The organism is Exiguobacterium sp. s150 (assembly GCF_018618435.1).
GTDB lineage: Bacteria > Bacillota > Bacilli > Exiguobacteriales > Exiguobacteriaceae > Exiguobacterium > Exiguobacterium alkaliphilum.
The window spans coordinates 19284-37764 of the sequence record NZ_JACSMC010000010.1; the positions used below are offsets into that span (position 1 = coordinate 19284).

The following is an 18481-nucleotide window of genomic DNA, read 5'->3' on the forward strand; positions in this document are numbered from 1 at the left end:
CGCGGAAAGGGTTTTTTGAATGCGGAGAAAAAAAAGCAGGCATGCCCCAAGATGGGACATGCCTGCTTTGACGATTACGCTTCGCGCTCGGCCCGGATTTCTGCCGGGACACGTCCGCGTCTCGAGATGATTTGAGCGACGACGAGCATGACGACGAACGCCGCGAATGCTACGAAGAAACCGATCCACATCGATGTCGTGATCCCGAGTACCAAGTACCCGATCGCAGAGACACCAGCCGCAATCGATGCGTACGGGAGCTGCGTCAACACGTGGTCGATATGGTGCGACCCGGCACCCGTCGAGCTGAGAATCGTCGTATCCGAGATTGGTGAACAGTGGTCACCGAACACGGCACCTGCCAAGACGGCTGCGAGCGTCGGGAGCAAGAGCTCTGGTTCGACCGCCATGATCAAGTCCGCCCCGATCGGGAGCATGAGACCAAACGTCCCCCAGCTCGTCCCGGTCGAGAACGCCATGAGTCCGGCGATCGCGAACAAGATGAGCGGCAAGTACGAGGCTGCGATGCGATCCGTGACGAAGCTCGCCAAGTAGTCCCCTGTTCTCATGTCACCGATGACCGCGATGATTGTCCAAGCGAACAAGAGGATGAGGACTGCCGGCCACATCGCCCGAATTCCGGCCCATGTCGCGCGTCCATAGTCACCAGCCGGAATCTTACGGCCGATTAAAAGCAAGAACGTGACAATCAAACTGATGACGGCTCCGGCCACGAGTGAACGCGTGACGTCAGTCGACTCGAACGCACCGAGGAGCGAGAACGCTTGACCGTCTGCCGCGAGCGCCTGACCGCCCGTATAGAGCATGGCCGACACGGTCGCGACGATCAACACGAGGATCGGTACGATCAAGTCACGAACTTTCCCGTTGTCGTGTTCTTTAATGTCTTCACTCATGCCCATCGGAGCACCTTTTGATACGTCATATAGCTCGCCTTGAAGCGCGCGGAGCTCATGCGTACGCATCGGCCCGATCGCGAGACCTGTGAAGGCGACATAGCCTGTCAAGAGCAATGCGAAGATGGCATAGAAGTTCATCGGAATCATTTGAATGAATGCCGAGAGCGACGAATAGCTGTCAATCGAGTATTTCGCCAAGATACCGGCGATGAGTGCGATGATGTATGCCCCCCAACTTGAAAGCGGGCTGATGACACAGACCGGTGCGGCCGTCGAGTCGATCGTATACGCGAGTTTCGCACGTGAGACTTTTTTCCGGTCCGTTAGCGGACGACTGATGTTACCGACAGCCAAACTGTTAAAGTAATCATCAATAAAAATCAAAATCCCGAGTCCGAACGAGACGAGGCGTGCGCCGCGTGCCGTCTTGACGTTTGCAGCCGCCCACTCACCGAACGCCCGGGCTCCGCCTGACGTTTGAATGATTGACGACAAAATACCGAGTAAGAGCAAGAACGCGATCAAGAGCACGTTCCACTCATTCAACTCGCCGTCCGACCAGAACAAGGCGAGAACGTTTGACCATAAGTATGAGATCGAGTCGAGCGGATTGAAGTTATGCAAGAGCAATACCCCTGCGATAATCCCGACGCCAAGCGACGGAATGACTTTCCGCGTTGTGATGGCCATAATAATGGCAAGTAATGCCGGTACGAGTGATAGTACCGAAGTTGAATAATCTACCATGCTGATTTCCTCCTCTTTTGTTTGAGATGAGGCCCCCTATGCTTAAAAAAACGCAAAGCGAGGGCATCGGCAACAAAGCCGACACCCTCGCTGGATGTTCCGTCTTTCTTAGCCGACTTGGAGCGCTCCATACGTAAATATGTATGGCAGTCTGACGCGTATTCCCCGTCAGCCCAGCACAACCCCATAGACCATGGGTGTTGCACTTCGGCGATTCTGCCTTTTTGTAGCCTTCATCGTTGTCATCCTCCGACTACATACTCATCAGCATCGCACCTCTACCTCATCGATAGCACGAATATTCATTTAAAAGTTACGTCTAAATTATCATAGGTCCATGACACATTTCAACACTTATTTTTCGTCACGGATGATTTGTTTCAATACAGCGAGTGCTTCTTGGTCATTTGCCTCGACCGCTTTAAAGAAATCGCTAAAGAAATGATACAACACGAACCGCTCGGCATGTGACGACGTTTGCTCTTTAATCGTCAAGAGGATGAGGCGGCGTAACCGACGTTTCGTCCGCGTCTCGTCCGGCAATTCTTCATATCGGTCTTTGAAGGCACGATATACAGAATTGATCAAATCCTCATGTTCATCATACAACCGGTTATAAGCAACTTGTTCCATCTGTGATATCCCCCCTTTCAATTTGAACCGATGAAACTTGTTGTAACTATACCAACTTACCGGAAACCGTTCAATCGTTCCGAGCCGTTCTTAACAAAAATCATACGTTAGACCGACTCATGACTCGATGAATGAGAACGTCGTCACATCGAATAGTCCCATGTCCGTCAATTTCAAGTCTGGGATGACCGGAAGCGCGAGGAACGACATCGTCAAATACGGATTGAAATGACGATGCGCCCCGACGACGTCGAGCGCGTCGTTCAACTGTTCGAGCACGTCCGCCACTTCAGCGTAAGGACGCTTCGTCATGAGTCCACCAATCTCGAGTGGCAAGACCGCAAGCACTTCCCCTTCTGATACTGCGACGACGCCACCACCGACCTTCTCGAGCGTCTCGGCCGCGAGCAACATGTCGTTCGGACTGACGCCGGCGATGACGAGGTTATGGCTATCGTGGGCCACCGTCGCGGCGAGCGCGCCTCGCTTCAAGCCGAAGCCTGTGACCGGCGCGAGTGCCATATGCCCCGTGCCGTGATGTCGCTCGATGACGGCGAGCGTGGCGATGTCTTGGTCGAGGTCTGCCCCGGATTCGTCTGGACTGAAGACGAGGCGCTCCCGTTTCGTCAACAGACTGTTCGGCAACACTTGAATCACGTCGACCGCCTCTTCTTTGACAGGTAACCGGAACGATTCACTCGTCAACGCCGGAAGTCTCAACTCCCCTTTCATCGGTTTCGGCACTTCAATCCCGTTCGCTTCGAACGTCGCTTGGCCTTCACGGGCAACGACTTCGCCGTTCACATAGACGGTTTCGATTTTTACCGATTGGACGTCTGACAAGATGACAAAGTTCGCCTTCTTCCCAGGCGCGATGGCCCCGATGTCGTTCAACCCGTAAGCCTCGGCCGCATGTAGACTCGCAACGGCATACGCCGTCTCCGGTTTGACGCCTTGTTTGATCGCCATGCGAATGTTGTAGTCGATCCCACCTTCGGCGACGAGGTCGTCCAAATGCTTGTCGTCGGTACAGAACAAGAAGCGATGGGCGTTACTTTCCGTGATGGCCCGGCTCACCTTCTCGACGTTCCGGGCGACCGAACCTTCCCGGATTTGAACGTAAAATCCGCGGCGAACCCGCTCGAGCGCCTCTTCGGCCGTCGTACACTCGTGGTCCGTCATAATCCCAGCCGTCCGGTAGACGTTCAGTTGGTCAGGACCGAGACCGGATGCGTGACCGTCGACGACTTTCCCGACCGCCTCCGTCTGCGCGATTTTCTGGAGCATGTCTACGCTCCCGGCCTCGACCGATGGATAATCCATCACTTCGCCGAGGCCGTGCACGCCCGGATCGCCTAAAAACGGGGCCAAGTCCTCCGCATAAAGTTTTGCGCCCGCATGTTCGAACGGCGTCGCCGGCACACAGCTCGGGAGCATCATCCGGACGTCGAGTGGGAGTCCTTTCGCGTCAGCCAACATATATTCAATCCCGAGCGCCCCGTTCACGTTCGCAATCTCATGTGGGTCCGCGATGACCGTTGCGACGCCGAGCGGCAGGACGGCTTTCGCGAACTCGTGTGGCGGCACCATCGATGACTCGATGTGGACGTGTGAATCGATAAACGTCGGTGCGAGCGTCCATGACGGGTCATGGTATTCCGTCTCTCCTTCGTAGCCTTCCCCGATGGCCACGATGTATCCCGCGTCGATTGCGACATCGGTGCGAATCGTCTCACGGCTATACACGTCGATGACCGCCACATCTTTAAAGACGACCGCTGCTTTCTTTTTCTTCGCGGCGATGTCAATCAAATGTTGTTTTTCCATCTGTGTGTCTCCTTTTTTCAACGTATTTTATCTATCTTAACAAGAAAAATCTTTTCGGCGCAATTTCTTTTTCAAGTTGTGCGACAATAAGAGCATATCTGTTTGAAAGGGGTTACACATATGCAGTACAAATTAGGTGATTTACTTCCAAACGTCGACGCGACGGTCTTCGTCGCTCCCGGTGCCCATGTCATCGGCGACGTCACGATCGGGGCCCATTCTGGGGTTTGGTTCAATACGGTCATCCGCGGGGACGAAGGTCCGATTCAAATCGGTTCGTACGTCAACATCCAGGACGGTTCGATGGTCCATCAATACGAAGGCTCACCGACAATCATTCACGACCGTGTCTCCATCGGACACATGGCGATGATTCACGGTTGTGAGATTGAAGAAGGTTGTCTCATCGGGATGCACGCGACCGTCCTCGATGGGGCCAAGGTCGGGAAAGGTTCATTCGTCGCAGCCGGTGCGCTCGTCACGCCGAACATGCAAATCCCAGAAGGGGTCATGGTCATGGGGGTACCTGCAAAAGTCGTCCGACCGCTGAACGATGAAGATCGGTTTATCATGGAGCGGACGGTCAACAAGTACGCCAAACGAGCAGAGCAGTATTTGACGACGTGCGAACCGATCGAACGTAAAGAAAGTTTGTGAAAGCGTTTACAAGATTCATAAATTGTTAACGATTCCCCTGAATTTTCTTCATGATTCCTTTGTATACTGAGGATGTAGTCAAGCCGACGTGTCGAAAGGAGCCAATTGTATGCATCTCAACCACGCTCAACTCATGTTAGACTTGTACGCTTCGTCCATTAACCCAAGCTATTGCCTTCATGTCGAGGATTCGTTCGATGATACGTTGCAAGGCGCACATCGAGAGGTTTGGGAACGGATCCAATCGGATAATAGTATAGAGGAAGAAATCAAAACCGGGGGAACGTGATCATAATGATTCCAGCAAACGTCATTCAAGACTGGCTCGCAAATAAATTAAAAAAATAACTTGCATAGACGAAAAGCTCGAGCGTAGACACTGGTCTCCGCTCGAGCTTTTCTTTATTCAAAAATCGTGAGGCAACTGTCAACCGACTGACGACGTTTCTTTGGTGGGACGTCCTCGAATCGCCCGAGTTGGAGCAACCCGACGAACGTCTCTCCTTCCGCACCGATCATGTCTTGCAGGCGCGCATCCTCAAAGATACCGCCCGTCCGCCAGACGAGGCCGATGTCTCGCTCGCTACAGAGCAGATGGAAGTTCTGGATAAACGTCGCCGTCGCGAGCAACGCATCCTTCTTGTCTTTCTCCGTCTCGAACGGCTTCGTCGTCACGTAGATGCAGGCAGCGGCATTCCGAATCCGCCCGGCAATCTTTTCCCGCTTCGACTCCGGTCCGTCTTCAAACGCTGGCTCGAGCGCGGACAGTAACACGTCTTTCCCGTCTCCGTTGAACAAATAGACGTTCCACGGTTCGACTTTATTATGAAACGGCGCTTGATGGGCCGATGTCAAAAGTTCATACAACTCAGCCGTGTCGAGTTCACCTTCCGTAAACATCCGAATCGTCCGCCGCGATTCAATCAACTGTTGTCCCGCTGTCTTTTCAATCATGTCAATACCCCCTCTACTATCTGTTTCATCATAATTGAAAATCGTTCTCATGTGTAGCGATTTGACCGAAGATAAAGGGAACCTGATGGCTATTTAGCGAGTATATAGTAGTGAATCGCTCTCATGCTCCATTCGTCGAAACAACCGCCATGAACGAACAAACAGATAAGGAGAGGATCGTCATGACCGCACGGTTCAAATCATTGCTATTATGTACGCTCTCACTCGCCATCTTCACAGCAGCATGTCAGTCCGCGGCCTCTCAGCCTGAAACGATTGAAATGAAAAGTGAAGAAGAACAGCGCCAAATCGTAGACAATTTCACGTTCGACGACTATAAGAAACTGTTTGATGACGCGATCATCGAAGCAAACCAGTTCGACGTCGAGGAGCCGTTACGGAAGTGGGTCATTCGGACGTTGGCAGAAGAGAAGCTGTACTATGAAACCGACTTAACAGACGCGCAAGTCATCGCACTCTCGACTGAAGCGATGGAACAAGATGTCTCATGGAAGACGGTCGCAAGAGAGACGTACAACATTCACGTAACCGAAGACGAGATTGACCGTTTCATTCAACAAGGACCGGACCAAAGTGATTTGCCGATTCATCTCGCCTACGCGAGCGCCCTCGGTTTATCCCTTCAAGAGTTGAATCATCAGTTTGACCGAGACCTTTATGAAAAGAACACGATTTGGTTACGTCTCATCCCGGTCTTAGAAAAGAAATACGGTACGACGGACAACAACAAACTTGTGGAACGATATGAAGCAGAAGTGAACGCACAACTCGATTAACCTGACAAATGGTCGTTGACACGAAAAGGGATTCAGTCGCATGACTGAATCCCTTTTCTGGCTATCCTTACGATGATTGTCCGACGACTTCACACACGACCAGATCTTCGAGCGTCTGTCTGCGGACGACGAGACGATGTGTCCCATTTTTCACGAAGACGACGGCCGGGCGAAGCATTTGGTTATAGTTGCTCGCCATCGAGAAGTTATAGGCGCCCGTCGCTTTGACGAGGAGCAAATCCCCTGCCTCGACCGGCGGGATGAGTGAACGGTTCGAGATGATATCCCCCGACTCGCAACATGCGCCGACGATCTTCGCTTCGAGCGTCTTTTCTTCATTCATCCGTGTCGCCGCAATGACGTCATATTCGGCGTCATAAAGAGCGGGACGGATGTTATCCGTCATCCCGCCATCGACCGAGACGTACGTGCGGACACCGCTCACTTCTTTCACCGTCCCGACTTCATACAGCGTCGCCCCGGCGTTGGCGACGAGCCAGCGGCCCGGCTCGATCCCGATTTTCGGGAGCGGCAATCCGAAGCGGTTCACTTCCGCGATGAGCGTATCCATCACTTGCGTCATCGTGTCGGCAAAGTCGAGCGGATCGTCCGACTCGAGATAAGCGACACCAAAGCCGCCCCCGATATTCAACACGTCGGCTGTGAAGCCCGTCTGTTGACGAATCGTCTCGATGAAGTTGACCATCGTCTTCACCGTGTTGATGAACAGCGTCGGCTCTTGAATCTGTGACCCGACGTGGCAATGGATGCCTTGCAGACGAAGACGATCCGCTTCAAGTGTCGCTCGGACCGCTTCTAAATACGTGTCGTCATGTGTCGGGAAGCCAAACTTCGTGTCGACTCCACCCGTCTGAATCGCCTCGTGGGCGCCTCCGACGACTTGTGGGACGATGCGGAGCAAGACGTCGACGTCAACACCGTGCTGCGTGGCAAGGCCCGAGAGCAACCCGATTTCCCGCATGTTATCGATTGTGAAATGGGTGATGCCGTGCTCAAGCGCGAACGTGATATCCTGTACCGTCTTGTTCGACCCGTGGACGTGAATCCGGTCGGCCGGGACACCCGCATGAAGGGCGACGAACATCTCGCCGCGCGAGACGACGTCGATGCTTAGACCAGCCGCCATCACTTTCTCGTACACGGCCGCGATTGACATCGCTTTTGACGCATAGAGCGCATACGTGTTCGGATATTTGTCTAAAAATGCGCTCCGGACGAGGCCGAGGCGGCTCTCGAGTTCCGGTTCGCTCATGATATAGAGCGGCGTCCCATATGTCGCTTGAAGTTCACGAACGGACACGCCCTCGATCATACAAACTGATTGGTTGGTGGTGTACATACATTTCCTCCTTCATAGCGATGCGGGACACGCCATGAGCGTGCGCATAATTGTTCCGAGTTATTCGCATAACCCGTCCGCGTGATGTCGTCGATTTTCGTCGTGTTCCCGTACAATTCGACACGGTCCCCGATTTGAACCGACGCATCAACGCGTAAAAAGCTGTGACTCATAAAGATGTTGCTCACGAACGGGAACGCCTTCTCCTGAATGTGGACCGGTAAATGGCGCCGGGCCCGCATGAGCCCGTCCCCATAACCGACCGGAAGCACGGCGATGCGTTCTCTCGTTTCGGCCGTATAGCCCGTCCCGTATCCGACGTGCGCACCGGCTTCGATGTCATGGATGGCGATGACTTCCGTCTCCCAACGAAATGCCGGGATGAGCCAATCGACCGGTTCCACGGAAGAGTAGCCATACAAGAAGATGCCGACGCGGACGTGTGTGCAGTGACCGAGGCGCGGGTCGGCTTGGAGCGTGGCCGCGCTATTGGCCGCGTGCACCACTTCAAACGTTTGCCGTTCCATCAGTCGCGTCGACCAGTCGGCGAACCGTTCCACGTGGACGCTATGCTCAATTTCTGCATTGTCCGCATCGGCGAGCGGAAAGTGTGTGCATAATCCGACGAGGTCAAGCCCTTCGTCTTGGCAATACGCGAGAATGGCGAGCGCTTCGTCATACGTCTTCGCACCGAAACGGTTCATGCCGACGTCTAGCTTCAAATGAAGACGAACGCCGTCCAATTGACTGCGCTGTGCGACGAGCCAGTCGTAGGAACCGATGGCGACGTCAAGCTGTTGCTCGTGCACACTCGTCCATTCATAGACAGGATTCATGACGAGCACGCGGGCATCCGGTGCGCTTGACCGGACTTCCGTCGCCTCATCGAGCGTCGTCACCATAAAGTGACGTACCCCTTCTTCGTACAGCGTCGTCACAACTGGCTTCATCCCTAAATTATAGGCGTTGTTTTTCACGACGGCGAACACCGGTCGGCCGAGCGCCTCAATCCGACGTTTGTTTTCGCGAATCGCATTCAAGTCAATTGTGACTCCCATACAAAAACTCCTTTACTCTTTCACTGCTGCTTTGACGAACGTGACCCAGTCACGACGGTGCTCGATTTGCCCCGTCACCGCTTCACGATAACGGGTGAGCATGTTCGTTGCGACCGTCTGCACGCCGCCTCCGATTGAAATGTTGTCGACTTCGATGACACTCGTCACTTCAGCCGCTGTACCTGTCAAGAAAATCTCATCCGCGACATAGAGCTCGTCCCGTCCGATATGACGTTCGATGACTTCGAACCCTTCTTCACGGGCAAGGTCGATCACCGTTTGACGCGTGATGCCGTCAAGCACTGAACAGTCGAGTGACGGTGTGAAAATCTTTTTCCCTTTGACGAGGAAGATGTTGGCGACGCTCGCCTCGCTGACGTTCCCGTTCATGTCGAGAGCGATCGCTTCATCGTAACCGTCTCGTACCGCCTCCCCTTTAAGGAGTTGCGAGTTCATATAGTTGGCCGCCGCTTTTGCCTGCATCGGCATCATCGTCGAAGATACGCGACGATACGAAGCGACTTTCGCCCGGATGCCGACCGTCTTACTGAAATACTCGCCGAGCGGCCAGCACGAGATTGCGACATGTACTTTCGTTTCCTGTGTCGGCATGAGTGCCTGCCAAGGTGTGCCGAGGAAAACGAATGGGCGAATGTAACAAGCTTCGAATCCATTGCGCTCAATCAATTCGATTGTCGCTTGCTCGAGCTCATCGACCGTATAAGGTAAGTCGACATGATAGTACGCACATGAACGCACGAGTCGCTCTAAATGTTCGCGGAGTCGGAAGATGGCCGGGCCTTCCTCTGTGTGATACGCCCGAATCCCTTCAAAAAAGCCGCTGCCATAGTGAATCGCGTGCGTCATGATGCTCGTGTTCGCATCCGTCGGCTCGATCCAAGCTCCGTCTTGCCACATCCATTGTCCATACTGTTCCATCGTTCAACTCTCCCATTCATTTTTGATATTTTCTGTCTATTATACGTTACAGGGAGCGTAAGTCATCAACAAGTTGTGTTTTTTCTGCTGTTTTTTCATCTTTTTGCTTAATGTTGCGGGCAGGCGTACCGGCGACGACGACGCCTGGCGGTACGTCTTGTGTGACGACACTACCGGCTGCGACGACCGCGTTCTCTCCGACACGGACGCCCTCCAAGATGACCGCGTTCGCACCGATCATGACACCGTCTTCGATGATGACCGGGTCTTTTGAAGGTGGTTCAAGGACGCCTGCGACAACTGCGCCGGCTCCAAGGTGGACGTTTTTCCCGAGTGTGCCGCGGGCGCCGATGACCGCGTTCATGTCGACCATCGAACCGTCTCCGATGACCGCTCCGATATTGACGACCGCACCCATCATCACGACGGCATTGTTCCCGATTTGAACGTGATCGCGGATGAATGAGCCTGGCTCGATGCGCGCATTGAGTTGAGTTGTGTCAAGCATTGGAACGGCACTATTGCGGCGATCAAACTCGAGGTGGGAATCCGTGATGACCGACGCGTTCGTTTCAAGGAACGCAGCCGCACGTTCTGCTGTCGTCAAGAACAGCTTCGACTCATCCGATCCGAACGCTTTCGCGTCCTCGATTGTGAGACCGGCCAATTGGCCGTTGACGTATAATTTGACTGGCGTTTCTTTCTTGGCATCTTTAATGTATTGCGCGATTTCATAAGCGTTTGTGAGTAACATGAGTAGCCTCCTCGTATAGGTTCGTTAAATTGTAAAGTCCGGCCGGGCGGTCGAGAATCGTCGCCGCCGCAGCGAGTGCCCCGTTCGCGAAGACGCGTTTCGACAGGGCCGTGTGTTTCAATTCAAGCATTTCATCGTCCCCGGCAAAGAGGACGGTGTGTTCACCGAAAATCGTACCGCCACGCACCGAGTGCATGCCGAGTTCGTTTGCTTCCCGCGCTTCGCGGCGTGGCGTCCGGTCATATACCGGTGTGACGTCACGTTTCGCTTCGATGGCACGGGCGAGCAACTCCGCCGTCCCGCTTGGTGCGTCGACTTTCTTCCGGTGGTGCGCCTCAATCACTTCGATGTCATAACCGAGCGTGAGCGGGACGAGCTGGTCTAATAACTGTTTTAACAGCGCGATTCCATAAGACGTGTTATACGACTGGAAGATTGGAATCGCGCGTGACGCTTCCTCGATTTTCGCGAGTTCGGCTTCCGAGAAGCCGGTCGTCGCGATAACGAGCGGGACTTTATTCGCTTTTCCGTAAGCGAGCACGTCATCTAACAGCGCCGGGTTCGAGAAGTCGATGACGACATCGATGTCCGCCTCGACGTCTCGCAGTGACGTCGGATGTTCGCCGCCCGCCGGTGAGACGATGGCGGCGACGTTCAAGTTTTGTGTATGGGCGACTTCTTCGACGATCTGACCCATCGCCCCGTATCCATGAATGAGTAAGTTCACTGTCTCACCTCGTTGAACTGCTCCATTGCCGATAACAACCGTGCCTCGGCCGTCGCGCTCATCGGGACGAGCGGGAGACGTGGTTCACCGAAGCCGAAGCCGCGCGCATTGAGTGCGGCTTTGACCGGAATCGGGTTCACTTCCGCGAACAGTTCATCGATGACTGGAAGCAAACGAATTTGCCACTTGCGTGCCGTTTCCAAGTCTCCGGCAAGGAGCGCCTCGGCGAGTGCGACGGTCGCACCTGGATAGACGTTTGAGAGGACCGAGACGACGCCTTGTGCGCCCCATGCCATGTACGGCAAGATTTGATCGTCATTGCCGCAATAGACCGGGAAGCCTTCCGGTAAGTGGGCCATCATTTGGGCCATGACCGAGATATCCCCGCTCGCTTCTTTGAGCGCAGCGATGCGCGGATGGTCAGCGAGTTCCCTGACCGTCGCCGGTTCGAGGGCGACACCGGTGCGTGACGGCACGTTGTAGAGCATGAGCGGAATCGGTGACGCATCCGCAATCGCTGTGAAGTGCGCGATGAGTCCGGCTTGCGTCGACTTGTTGTAGTACGGTGTGACGACCATCGCCATCTCAGCGCCGAGTTCAGCGGCACGCTTCGTCTTTTCGATGCTGAGCGCCGTGTTGTTCGACCCGGTTCCGGCGATGATGACGGCACGTCCTTTTGCGACGGCGATCGCTTTCGTAAGGAGCGTCTCGAACTCTGCGTCCGTGATCGTCATTCCTTCACCTGTCGTGCCTCCGATGACAAGCCCGCTCACCCCTTCTTGGATTTGTTCTTCAATCAACGCTTCCCATGCGGGAAGGTTTAGCGACCCGTCTTGTTGAAACGGTGTGGCGAGTGCAGTTGCGACTCCTGTGAACATATGATCTCCTCCTTATTTTGTGGCGGTCTGGCCAATCATGCATTGGGCGATTTGTACAGCGTTCGCCGCGGCACCTTTTCGAACGTTATCGGCGACGCACCAGAGATGGAACGTGTTCGGTTGCGACTCGTCGACGCGGACGCGTCCGACGTAGACGTCGTCCGTCCCGTTCGCATCGAGCGGTGTCGGATAGACAAGCTCACTCGGGTTGTCCATAAGGACGATGCCCGGTGCGTCACTGAGCACCGCTTTCACTTCAGCGAGCGTCGCCGTACGGTCGAGCGTCACCGTGATCGAGACGGCGTGGCTATTACGGACCGGGACACGGACACACGTAGCCGTGACACCGAGGTTCGGTGCGTTCAAGATTTTGCGCGTCTCGTCAATCATCTTCTGTTCTTCTTTCGTATAACCGTTGTCTAAAAAGACGTCGATATGCGGCAACACGTTGTCGTAAATCGGATACGGGTAGTTTTGTGGTTCTTCCCCGCGGCTTCCGCGCTCTAAATCTTCAATTCCTTTTTGGCCCGACCCTGAGACCGCTTGATACGATGTATAGGCGACGCGCGTCAAGCCGTATACTTCAGCGAGCGGGGCAAGCGCGACGACCGATTGAATCGTCGAACAGTTCGGGTTGGCGATGAGCGTTTTCTCCGGGCTCAGCTCGACACGGTTCACTTCCGGGACGATAAGCGGAATGTCCGCCTGCATCCGGAACGCGCTCGAGTTGTCGATGACGATGACGCCTTGTTCGCTAAGCCGAGGCGCATACTGTTCACTCAAGCTCCCACCGGCCGAGAAGAGCGCGATGTCGATCGGGTCCGCGTAAATCGCGTCCGAGAGTTCTCGGATGACGACGTCCTGGCCGTTCACGGTCACTGTTTTTCCAGCCGAGCGGGCCGATGCGTAAAGCAACAGCTCGCTAATCGGGAATTCATATTCTGTCAATACGTCAATCATCTTTTGGCCGACGGCACCGGTCGCGCCGACGACGGCTACGTTATACATGTCGCGTCCTCCTTATAATTTGAAGCGTGTCGCGATGGCCGCGACGGCTGCTTCGACGTCTTGTTCGTTAATCGTGTATGAGATGCTGATCTCGGAAGTCGTGACCTGGTAGAACGGGATGCCGCTCTCACGGAACGTCGCGAACAATTCAGAGGCGACACCCGTCGCGTCGCGCATCCCGATCCCGACGACCGAGATTTTCGCATGCTCGGTATGGCGGTCAATCTTGATTTGCGGGAACGATTCCGTCAACTCGGCGAGCGCTTCTTCAAGGAACGCCTCTTCATCGAGCGGGCACGTGAACGAGAGGAATACTTCCCCGTCGAACGCCGTCTGACTGATCATATCGATATTGACATGGCGCTGTGACAATTTCTCGAAAATATCGGCAACCCCTGCCACCGAATGCGGGATGTGTTTAATCGAGACGCTGAGCACGTTTTTCACGACGCTCACGCTCGTCACCGCTTTTTGTTCCATTGCTTGGGTCATATCCATAATCCACGTTCCTCCTTCGCTCGCAAGCGTCTTTCCTACAAAAATGTTCACATCGTATTTTTTCGCGAGCTCGACGCTGCGCATTTCCATCACTTTCGAGCCGAGCGCGCTCATCTCCATCATCTCGTCGTATGAGACGGTATCCAACCGGCGCGCTTCTTTATGGATGCGCGGGTCGGCCGTGTAGACGCCGGCGACGTCTGTGTAAATCTCACAGCGTTTACTGAGGACGGCCGCTAAAGCGACGGCCGTCGTGTCCGAGCCGCCACGACCAAGCGTCGTGACGTCACCGAATTCGTTGACACCTTGGAAACCGGCGACGATGACGACGTCGTACGTCCGGAGCTTCTCTTCGAGCACTTCTTTACGGATTGCCTTAATCTTACTTTTTGTATGGATACCCATCGTATCGATTCCGGCCTGCTGTCCGGTGAGTGAGATGGCCGCGACGCCTCGCGAGTTCAACGCGATGCTCAGCAGGCTGATCGTCTGTTCTTCTCCGACGGCGAGCAAGCGATCGAGTTCTCGAATCGTCGGCCGTTCCGTAATCTGTTTTGCGAGTGACAAGAGTGAATCCGTCGTTTTGCCCATCGCAGATACGACGACGACGAGCTTCTCACCGGCCTCAGCTCGGGTTTGCAAGTACTCAGAAATTGCCTGAATCTGTTCGATTGTGGCAACGGAGCTGCCTCCAAATTTTAATACGGTTGTCATCAAGTTCCCCACTTTCATGATGTCCACCAACAGAAAAAGCGGCAGACCGGTAGGAAGCACTCTCCCTACGGCCTGCCGCTTGTACGCGCAGTTGAAAAACGATTAAAGAATCGTTCCGTAGATAGCGCTCCATGGCATTTCATCCATGGCAGTGTAGGCGTTATTCACGACTACCCCAGCCTTCGTTCGTACGCATGCGAACGTCGACTTCGGCGAAATTCCCCTTTCGGCCCGATCCGGAATGCGTCCGTCTCGATCAAGCTTACTCATGTCATTCGCAACCTCTATCTGTCAGTTGTTAGTTTTAGTTATAACAAATGAAAAACGACTTGCCAACCTTTTTTTAGAAAAAAGGAAAATTTCTAAAAAGCATTACCACGTCTTTTTCATCATCCGGTGCGGGATATTCGCATCTAAAAACTCGTCGCCATACGCCTCATACCCGAGCCGCTCGTAGAACGGGAGCGCCGTCAGTTGAGCCCCGAGCTTCAGCGTATGGATGCCTTGGCTGTTCGCGACGCGCTCAATCTCGAACATGACTTCCTGGGCATACCCGTTCCCGCGCGCCGTCTTCAATGTCGCGACGCGTTCGACTTTCCCGACGCCGTCTTCAACCAGCCGCAGCCGGGCCGTCGTTACCGGAACGTCTTCGACCGTTCCGACGACGTGGACACAGACCGAGTCGAGTTCATCATATTCGAGTGCCGGGTCGATGCCTTGCTCTTCGATGAAGACGACTTCTCGGACGTGTCGCGCTTGTTCAATCAACGTGTCTGTCTGACCGTGCTTCACTATTAACATGAGACGACCCCTTCCTGTAAACGTTTGACGACTTCTGCCGTCGCCTTCTCTAAGTCGAGCACCGACTCGAATCGTGCCTGCGCTTGTTTATGGCTGCCACCGCCTCGGCCAATCCCGAGGTCGTCGAGCGCCCGTTTCAAAAACTTTCCGATGGCGATGTCGTGCGTCCCGTCATGCATGAGAATCAACTTTTGGGCCGTATGATTGGCCCCGACGGCAATCCGTCCGGTCGCGGCGATCCGTTCGATAATCATCGTTGTGAGCGTCTCGCCTTCGGTCTTGCCGATATGTGTGATCACGTAATTGTCTTCTTGTAAGAAGGCGGCCACTTTCGCCTTGGCGACCCGGGCCTCAAGCGCCTTCACTTCTTTCTCACGCTCAATCCGAGCGTTCCGTTCTTCAAGGACGCGGGCCGCGACGGTCTCGTTCGTCGTCGACAACGTCTGATGGACCGTCCGAAGTGCTGTGCGTGCCGATTGAGTTTCCCGGATTGCCCGCCGACCGGCAACGTATGTCAAACGGATGTTCCCTCGGACTTTTTTCAAAGCCGTCACGTGTACGAAACCGAGTTGTCCGGTCGATGCGACATGAGTCCCGCCGCATGCGTTATAGTCAAGACCCTCGACTTCGACGATGCGAATCATCCCGGTCCGGTCCGTCGGCTTTCGCAACTTCGTCTGATCCACTTCACTAACATCAAGCTGACGGATGTGAATCGGACGGTTTTCGTAAATGACCGTCGCCACGTCTTGCTCGAGTTGCTCGATTTGCGACCAGTCGAACGCATGCGTCCCAATCTCAATCGAGGCGTCATCGGTTCCGATACCGAAACTGAGCGTCTCGATGCCGTATCGGTCTTCAAGGATGGCCGTCAACACGTGTTGCGCCGTATGTTGGATGGAGTGGTCGCGACGTGTCGCTACGTCGACTTGTGCAGTCACTGCTGTACCGACTTCAATCGGTCGCTCTAGCAAATGCCACACGACGCCGTCGATTTGTTGAACATCGTGTACCGCTTCGTCTGCGATTGTTCCGGCATCAGCCGGTTGTCCGCCGCCTTCCGCATAAAAGTGCGTCTCTTCAAGAGCGATCCAATGGCCACGCTTATCTTCTTTATGTGCTGTTACGGTCGTTTGTCCTTGCCATCCGGTCATAACTGTAACCTCTTTTCTCTATAATGTGTTCAGACAACTAGTTTGATTTAGTCTATAATAAGGCATAATCCTTATGAGTCAGGAGCGATTGAGATGTTACAGATTGATAAAAAATCCCCGCTTCCTATTTATTATCAAATCGAATCTTATTTAAAGCAACAAATAGATGACGGGTTTCTGCAACCCGGTGATCTCATCCCGTCCGAACGCGAGTTTTCCGAGACGTACGATGTCAGCCGGATGACCGTCCGCCAAGCGATCAAAAACTTAGTCAATGACGGCTATCTCCATCGTCAAAAAGGGCGCGGCACGTTCGTCGCGACGAACAAAATCTCGATGACACTCTCCGGTTTGACGAGTTTCACCGAAGAAATCAAACACCGCGGTATGCGGCCGTATTCACGCCTGCTCTCGTTCCAAACGATTCCGGCCCCGTATAAAGTATCACGTCGCTTGAGCGTCGCGCTCGACACCCCGGTGTACGAGATGAAACGCCTTCGCTTGGCCGACGAGCAAGTGCTCGCCCTCGAGACGGCCTACATCCCTGTCTCCTTATTACCCGAGTTGACGAAAGAGGACGCCACCGGGTCAATCTATGAATATGCCGAGCAAGCAGGGCTCCATTTGAAAAATGCGACGCAGACGCTTGAAGCCCGAAGTGCCGGTGAGGAAGAAGCCGAACTCTTGACGATTGAGCCGGGGGCACCGGTGCTCTTAATCGATCAACGGACGTACCTCGATAGCGGAGACATGTTCGAATATAGCCGCTCGTTGTTCCGTGGCGACGCCTACTCGTTCACGGTCGCGATGGAGCGGTCATAATAAAAACGATTTGCCGAGGTGGCAAATCGTTTTTATTGTGCTTCATATGTGATTCCAGATGGGTCGTACATATACGACTCGAGCTCTGAGTCGGTCATCGCCTGCACTTCGTTTCCGGCATCCGCTTGTTGGACACGGTAACGGACCTCATCGAGCAATGGCTCGTTCAAGAAGTAGTAGAAATGTCCGTCACTGGCGCGGGCACCTTCACCCGTCAACTGGTATTGCACCGTGTTGTTGAGCGCACCGACGTCTTCAATCAAGCGCATGTAGTCGTTCGGTCCGAGCGTCGTCTGCATATTGTCACCGACGGCCTTCAACACTTTATCGTAGTTGTTGAGGAGCGACGTCCCGAGCGACTGTTCGAGCACGGCGTTGATGACTTCCATCTGACGTTGACCGCGGCCGATGTCACCGCGTGGGTCGTCATAGCGGTTGCGGACGTAAGCGAGCGCTTCTTCACCGGTCAATTGCTGGAGGCCGGCCTCGACTTCGACGACCTCACGCGAAGCGTCGTAGCTGTTTTGTTTCGACGAGAACGGGACGTCAATCTCGACACCGCCGACGGCATCGATAAAGTCGACGAACCCTTGGAAGTTGAGTGAGACGACGTGGTCAATCTCAATCCCGACGAGGTTTTCGACCGTCTTCGTTGACATCCGCATACCGTTGTTCGGGTTCGACTCGTCCATCGAACCGAAGTAATAGGCGTGCGTGATTTTGTCTTGGTCAAGACCTGTCTTCCCGTACGGAATGTTGTAGCCGGTATAGTCGATGTTGACGTATGAGTCACGCGGGATGCTAAGCATCGTCGTCTGTTTTTCTTTCTTGTTCAAGATGACGACGATCATGACGTCAGAACGTCCGTATTCACCACGTGCTTTCTTCTGGGGCGATAAATCCGTCCCGAGCACGAGGAAGCTTTCAGTATCTTCTTTATCAAACCGGGTCGGTTCTACCATCGGGTCGTCGTCAAGTGTCACTTGTGTCCCCGACAACATGTTGTGTGCTTTATAAAAGGCTGTCCCATACATGCTCGAGCCGGCGATGATGACGATGAGTAATACTGCACTGAACAGTTTATAAAACGCAGACGGTCCTGTGCGACGTCTACGAGCCTGGGTTCTTGAATTCATATGTTTCTCCTTCACGGTCGAATGATACGAGCTTCACTTATTATAGAGGAAACGATACCGTTTGTCGAAAACGTTTTGATGACAAATTCATTTCCAT

Annotated in this window: 18 protein-coding genes and 2 riboswitches; of the genes, 3 read left to right on the top strand and 15 right to left on the bottom strand. The window is 54.1% G+C overall.

Going from position 1 to position 18481, the window contains the following annotated elements:
- Window positions 1–74: 74 nt before the first annotated feature.
- The 3 genes from KNP76_RS06970 to ade all read right to left on the bottom strand — a co-directional run bounded on the left by KNP76_RS06970 (window position 75) and on the right by ade (window position 4127).
- The gene (locus KNP76_RS06970; RefSeq protein WP_214843701.1) at window positions 75–1667 is read right to left on the bottom strand and encodes a Na+/H+ antiporter NhaC family protein; all 1593 of its coding nucleotides are present in this window, start codon (window positions 1665–1667) and stop codon (window positions 75–77) included.
- A gap of 112 nt (window positions 1668–1779) precedes the next feature.
- Window positions 1780–1956: riboswitch (Lysine riboswitch) on the bottom strand.
- Between the two features lie 65 nt (window positions 1957–2021).
- Window positions 2022–2300, bottom strand: coding sequence for a hypothetical protein (locus KNP76_RS06975; protein ID WP_214843703.1), 279 nt, complete (start codon window positions 2298–2300; stop codon window positions 2022–2024).
- Window positions 2301–2417: 117 nt separating this feature from the next.
- A complete protein-coding gene (gene ade / locus KNP76_RS06980) occupies window positions 2418–4127 on the bottom strand; it encodes an adenine deaminase (protein ID WP_034814382.1) in 1710 nt (569 codons plus the stop codon).
- Window positions 4128–4247: 120 nt separating this feature from the next.
- Between ade and KNP76_RS06985 the strand changes: the two genes are divergently transcribed.
- Window positions 4248–4784 (top strand): gamma carbonic anhydrase family protein, encoded by a 537-nt coding sequence (locus tag KNP76_RS06985; protein ID WP_034814380.1) that lies wholly within the window; start codon window positions 4248–4250, stop codon window positions 4782–4784.
- A gap of 402 nt (window positions 4785–5186) precedes the next feature.
- Here the strand turns inward: KNP76_RS06985 and KNP76_RS06990 are convergent, their stop codons facing one another.
- Window positions 5187–5738 carry a nitroreductase family protein gene (locus KNP76_RS06990; protein ID WP_235193489.1) on the bottom strand — a complete coding sequence of 184 codons (552 nt, stop codon included), beginning with the start codon at window positions 5736–5738 and terminating at the stop codon, window positions 5187–5189.
- A gap of 182 nt (window positions 5739–5920) precedes the next feature.
- Between KNP76_RS06990 and KNP76_RS06995 the strand changes: the two genes are divergently transcribed.
- The gene (locus tag KNP76_RS06995; protein ID WP_211779952.1) at window positions 5921–6535 is read left to right on the top strand and encodes a hypothetical protein; all 615 of its coding nucleotides are present in this window, start codon (window positions 5921–5923) and stop codon (window positions 6533–6535) included.
- 67 nt (window positions 6536–6602) lie between these two features.
- Here KNP76_RS06995 and lysA read toward each other — a convergent pair whose 3' ends face one another.
- The 10 genes from lysA to KNP76_RS07045 form a co-directional block, all read right to left on the bottom strand.
- Complete coding sequence (gene lysA, locus KNP76_RS07000) at window positions 6603–7895, bottom strand: diaminopimelate decarboxylase (RefSeq protein WP_251137389.1); 1293 nt, start codon at window positions 7893–7895, stop codon at window positions 6603–6605.
- On the bottom strand, window positions 7865–8953 hold the full coding sequence (alr, locus tag KNP76_RS07005) for an alanine racemase (protein ID WP_034814373.1): 1089 nt from the start codon (window positions 8951–8953) through the stop codon (window positions 7865–7867). The genes lysA and alr overlap by 31 nt, the downstream gene beginning before the upstream one ends.
- 12 nt (window positions 8954–8965) lie before the next feature.
- On the bottom strand, window positions 8966–9892 hold the full coding sequence (locus tag KNP76_RS07010; protein WP_034809956.1) for a branched-chain amino acid transaminase: 927 nt from the start codon (window positions 9890–9892) through the stop codon (window positions 8966–8968).
- Window positions 9893–9938: 46 nt separating this feature from the next.
- Window positions 9939–10646: a 2,3,4,5-tetrahydropyridine-2,6-dicarboxylate N-acetyltransferase gene (gene dapD / locus KNP76_RS07015; RefSeq protein WP_214843705.1), complete on the bottom strand. Its 708-nt coding sequence runs from the start codon at window positions 10644–10646 to the stop codon at window positions 9939–9941.
- Window positions 10624–11373 (bottom strand): 4-hydroxy-tetrahydrodipicolinate reductase, encoded by a 750-nt coding sequence (gene dapB, locus KNP76_RS07020; protein ID WP_214843707.1) that lies wholly within the window; start codon window positions 11371–11373, stop codon window positions 10624–10626. Before dapB ends, dapD begins: the two co-directional genes overlap by 23 nt.
- Window positions 11370–12251, bottom strand: a complete 882-nt coding sequence (gene dapA, locus KNP76_RS07025; RefSeq protein ID WP_214843709.1) for a 4-hydroxy-tetrahydrodipicolinate synthase — start codon at window positions 12249–12251, stop codon at window positions 11370–11372. The genes dapB and dapA overlap by 4 nt, the downstream gene beginning before the upstream one ends.
- A gap of 12 nt (window positions 12252–12263) precedes the next feature.
- Window positions 12264–13259 (bottom strand): aspartate-semialdehyde dehydrogenase, encoded by a 996-nt coding sequence (locus tag KNP76_RS07030; protein WP_214843717.1) that lies wholly within the window; start codon window positions 13257–13259, stop codon window positions 12264–12266.
- 12 nt (window positions 13260–13271) lie between these two features.
- Entirely contained in the window at window positions 13272–14471 is a 1200-nt protein-coding gene (locus KNP76_RS07035) for an aspartate kinase (RefSeq protein ID WP_034814424.1), read from the bottom strand.
- A 114-nt stretch (window positions 14472–14585) separates the two neighbouring features.
- A riboswitch (Lysine riboswitch) is annotated at window positions 14586–14766 on the bottom strand.
- Window positions 14767–14843: 77 nt separating this feature from the next.
- On the bottom strand, window positions 14844–15272 hold the full coding sequence (locus KNP76_RS07040) for a GNAT family N-acetyltransferase (RefSeq protein ID WP_214843724.1): 429 nt from the start codon (window positions 15270–15272) through the stop codon (window positions 14844–14846).
- Complete coding sequence (locus KNP76_RS07045) at window positions 15266–16426, bottom strand: alanine--tRNA ligase-related protein (protein ID WP_214843726.1); 1161 nt, start codon at window positions 16424–16426, stop codon at window positions 15266–15268. Before KNP76_RS07045 ends, KNP76_RS07040 begins: the two co-directional genes overlap by 7 nt.
- Window positions 16427–16519: 93 nt before the next feature.
- On the opposite strand from KNP76_RS07045, the gene KNP76_RS07050 reads away from it, so the two are divergent.
- On the top strand, window positions 16520–17248 hold the full coding sequence (locus KNP76_RS07050; RefSeq protein ID WP_211779959.1) for a GntR family transcriptional regulator: 729 nt from the start codon (window positions 16520–16522) through the stop codon (window positions 17246–17248).
- A 32-nt stretch (window positions 17249–17280) separates the two neighbouring features.
- Here the strand turns inward: KNP76_RS07050 and KNP76_RS07055 are convergent, their stop codons facing one another.
- Window positions 17281–18384 (bottom strand): LCP family protein, encoded by a 1104-nt coding sequence (locus KNP76_RS07055; RefSeq protein ID WP_034814358.1) that lies wholly within the window; start codon window positions 18382–18384, stop codon window positions 17281–17283.
- Window positions 18385–18481: the final 97 nt, after the last annotated feature.